This window comes from Actinomycetospora sp., assembly GCF_055612215.1.
Window position 1 is genome coordinate 1 of record NZ_JBVPVA010000947.1, and the last position, 2,921, is coordinate 2,921.

At 74.8% G+C, this 2,921-nt stretch carries 3 protein-coding genes; 2 read left to right on the plus strand and 1 reads right to left on the minus strand.

The window, feature by feature from the left end; all coding sequences use genetic code 11:
• Positions 1-606 (minus strand): TetR/AcrR family transcriptional regulator (locus AC0CYZ_RS25820; RefSeq protein ID WP_472220668.1); only part of this gene is annotated, 606 nt, incomplete at its 3' end.
• 120 nt (positions 607-726) lie between these two features.
• Between AC0CYZ_RS25820 and AC0CYZ_RS25825 the strand changes: the two genes are divergently transcribed.
• Positions 727-2,289, plus strand: coding sequence for a class I adenylate-forming enzyme family protein (locus AC0CYZ_RS25825; protein ID WP_472220670.1), 1,563 nt, complete (start codon positions 727-729; stop codon positions 2,287-2,289).
• On the plus strand, positions 2,286-2,921 hold a 636-nt coding region (locus AC0CYZ_RS25830; RefSeq protein ID WP_472220672.1), incomplete at its 3' end, for an MBL fold metallo-hydrolase. The genes AC0CYZ_RS25825 and AC0CYZ_RS25830, both read left to right, overlap by 4 nt.

The following is a 2,921-nucleotide window of genomic DNA, read 5'->3' on the forward strand; positions in this document are numbered from 1 at the left end:
GGCCCCGACGATCCGCAGCGCGAACTCCGCGTACTGGTCGGCCACCTCGTCGGCCGACAGCGGCCCGTCCTCGGAGAACCAGCGGGCGATGCTCACGCACAGCTCGCGGATGGCGAACGAGGCCAGCGCGGGCGAGTCGACGTGGAACACCCCGCGCGCCACGCCGTCGGAGATCACCGCGCGCAGCGCGTGCTCGTGCTCGCGCCGCCGCGCCTGCATCGCCGAGAGCACCGGCTCGTCGAGGCTGGTGGTGTCCCGGTTGACGACGAGGGCCTCCCGACGGTGCGTGGCGTGCCGGTAGGCGTAGACCCGCGCCGCCCGGTGCAGCACCTCGGCCGGCTCACCGCCCGCGTCGCGCACGGCGTAGAAGTCCGCGAGGACGCCCGCGGTGGCGGCGTCGACGATCGCCGCGAGCAGCTCGTGCTTCGAGCGCATGTGGTTGTAGAGGCTCGGGGTCCGCACGCCGAGGGCGCCGGCGATCTCGGAGAGCGCCGTGCCGTGGTAGCCGCGCTCGGCGAAGAGGGTGAGGGCACCGTCGAGCACGGTGTGGCTGGTGAGGGGGTCGCGACCCGAGGGCGCGCGGGTCGTGGACGGCGCTGCGGACACGGACCCCTCCCTTCGCCTGGTCTCTCACCGTAGCGACTAACGAGCGTTCGTGAGCCCTTGTGCGGACCACCATGCCGCCCTACCGTCGCTAACGAGCGTTAGTTCGAGGAGGCCACCGCGATGCTGCGCACCGAGCTGATCCGGCCGATCGGGGAGCTCCTCGACCGCCACGCCGCCGAGCGCGGCCCGGTCACCGCCTTCGTCGACGACGAGCGCCGCATCACCTACGGCGAGCTCGCGCGCACCACGGCACGCCTCGCGGGCCACCTCGTCGACGCCGGGCTGCGACCCGGCGACCGGGTGGCGATGGTGATGGGAAACCGCGTCGAGACCGCCGAGACCTACCTCGCGATCCCCCGCGCCGGGGGCGTCGCCACCTGCGTGAACGCCGACGCGGCCCCGGCCGAGCTGGCGTCCGTGCTCGCCGACTGCGGCGCCCGCGTGCTCGTCACCGACGCCGAGCACGCCGCCCTCGTCGAGGGACTGGTCGACACGGACAGCACGGTGGTCGTCGTGGGCGGTCCCCGCGATGGGTGGCTGGACTACGCCGAGCTCCTCGCGACGGAGCCACGGTCCCCCGCCCCGGACCCCGACGACCTCGACGCGACCGCCTTCATGCTCTACACCTCCGGCACCACCGGCCGGCCGAAGGGCGTCGAGCTCACCCTGCGCAGCTGCCTGTGGGTGGTGGCGGCGTGCTGGGCGCCGATCGCGGGGATCGGGGCGGGCGACGAGGTGCTCTGCGTCCTGCCGCTCTTCCACTCCTACGCCCTCGACTGCTGCGTCCTCGCCGTCGCCGCGACCGGCGCGAGCGAACGGATCCTCCCCCGCTTCTCCCCGGGCCGAGTGCTGGAACTGCTCGCCGAGGGCGGACCCACCGTGCTGCCCGGGGTACCGACCGGCTTCTCCTACCTGGTGCAGGCCGCGCAGGGACGGACCCCGCCGCACCGGCTCCGGGTCGCGATCTCGGCGGGCGCGATCCTGCCCGCGGCGTTGGACCGGGCCTTCGAGGAGTGCTTCGGGGTCCCGCTGCTCGACGGGTACGGCATCACCGAGACCTCGACGATGGTCGCCATGAACTGGGCGCACGGCGGGCGGCCATACGGCTCGTGCGGGCTGCCGCTGCCGGGCCTCTCGGTGCGGCTGGTGGACCCGGCGACGGGCGTCGACGCCCCGCCGGGCGGGGAGGGCGAGCTCTGGGTCCGCGGCCCCGGCGTCATGCGGGGCTACCACGGCCGGCCCGAGCAGACGGCCGAGGTGCTGGTCGACGGCTGGTACCGCACCGGCGACCTCGCGCGGAGCGACCCGCACGGCTACCTGACCATCTGCGGCCGCACCAAGGAGATGATCATTCGGGGCGGCGAGAACATCTACCCCGCCGAGATCGAGAACGTGCTCCAGCGCGCGCCCGGGGTCGCGGACGCCGCCGTCGTCGGGCAGCCGCACCCGGACCTCGGGGAGGTCCCGGTCGCCTTCGTCGTCGCCGCCGACCCCGACGGGCCCGACGCACCCGACGAGGACGACCTCCGTGCCTTCTGCCGCCGCGAGCTCACCTGGTTCAAGGTCCCGGCCGCGATCCGGTTCACCGGGGCGATCCCCCGGACCGGCTCGGGCAAGGTGAAGCGCTTCGAGCTGGCCCGCCTCCTCGACACGGCGCCCACGACGGCGGGGGTGCCCTCGTGAGGGTCGGCGACGTCGAGATCGTGCCGATCGTCGACGGCACCGGGCGCGAGAAGGCCCGGGCGGTGCTCTCGGTGCCGGGCGAGGACCGCTGGGCCTGCCACCCCGAGCAGCTCGACGCCCACGGCGACCTCGAGCTCACCCTCGGCGGGTTCCTGCTGCGCACCGGCGACCGCACGGTGCTCGTCGACGCCGGCGTGGGGCGGATCCACAACGACCACTACGCCGGCGGCGGGTTCCTCGACGCCCTCGCCGCGGCCGGCGTCGCACCCGACGACGTCACCGACGTGGTGTTCACGCACCTGCACTTCGACCACGTCGGCTGGGCCACCAGCCGCGGCGAGGTGGTCTTCCCCCGGGCGACCTACCGGGTGCACGCGGCCGACTGGGCCCACTTCGTCGACGCGGACGACGCCGACCCGGGCGCGGTCCGCAAGCTCACCCCGCTGCGGGAGCGGCTCGAGACCTTCGACGCCGAGCACACCGTGGCGCCGGGCCTCGACGCGCGCCCGACGCCCGGCCACACGCCCGGCTCGACGACCTACGTGGTGTCCGGCGGCGGGCAGCGCGCGCTGCTGATCGGCGACGTCGCGCACTCGGTGGTGGAGCTCGCCGAGCCCGACTGGCAGGCCACC

Excerpts from the sequence above, each read along its gene's own strand:
- AC0CYZ_RS25825 (WP_472220670.1), top strand. The coding sequence starts at position 727 with ATGCTGCGCACCGAGCTGATCCGGCCGATCGGGGAGCTCCTCGACCGC.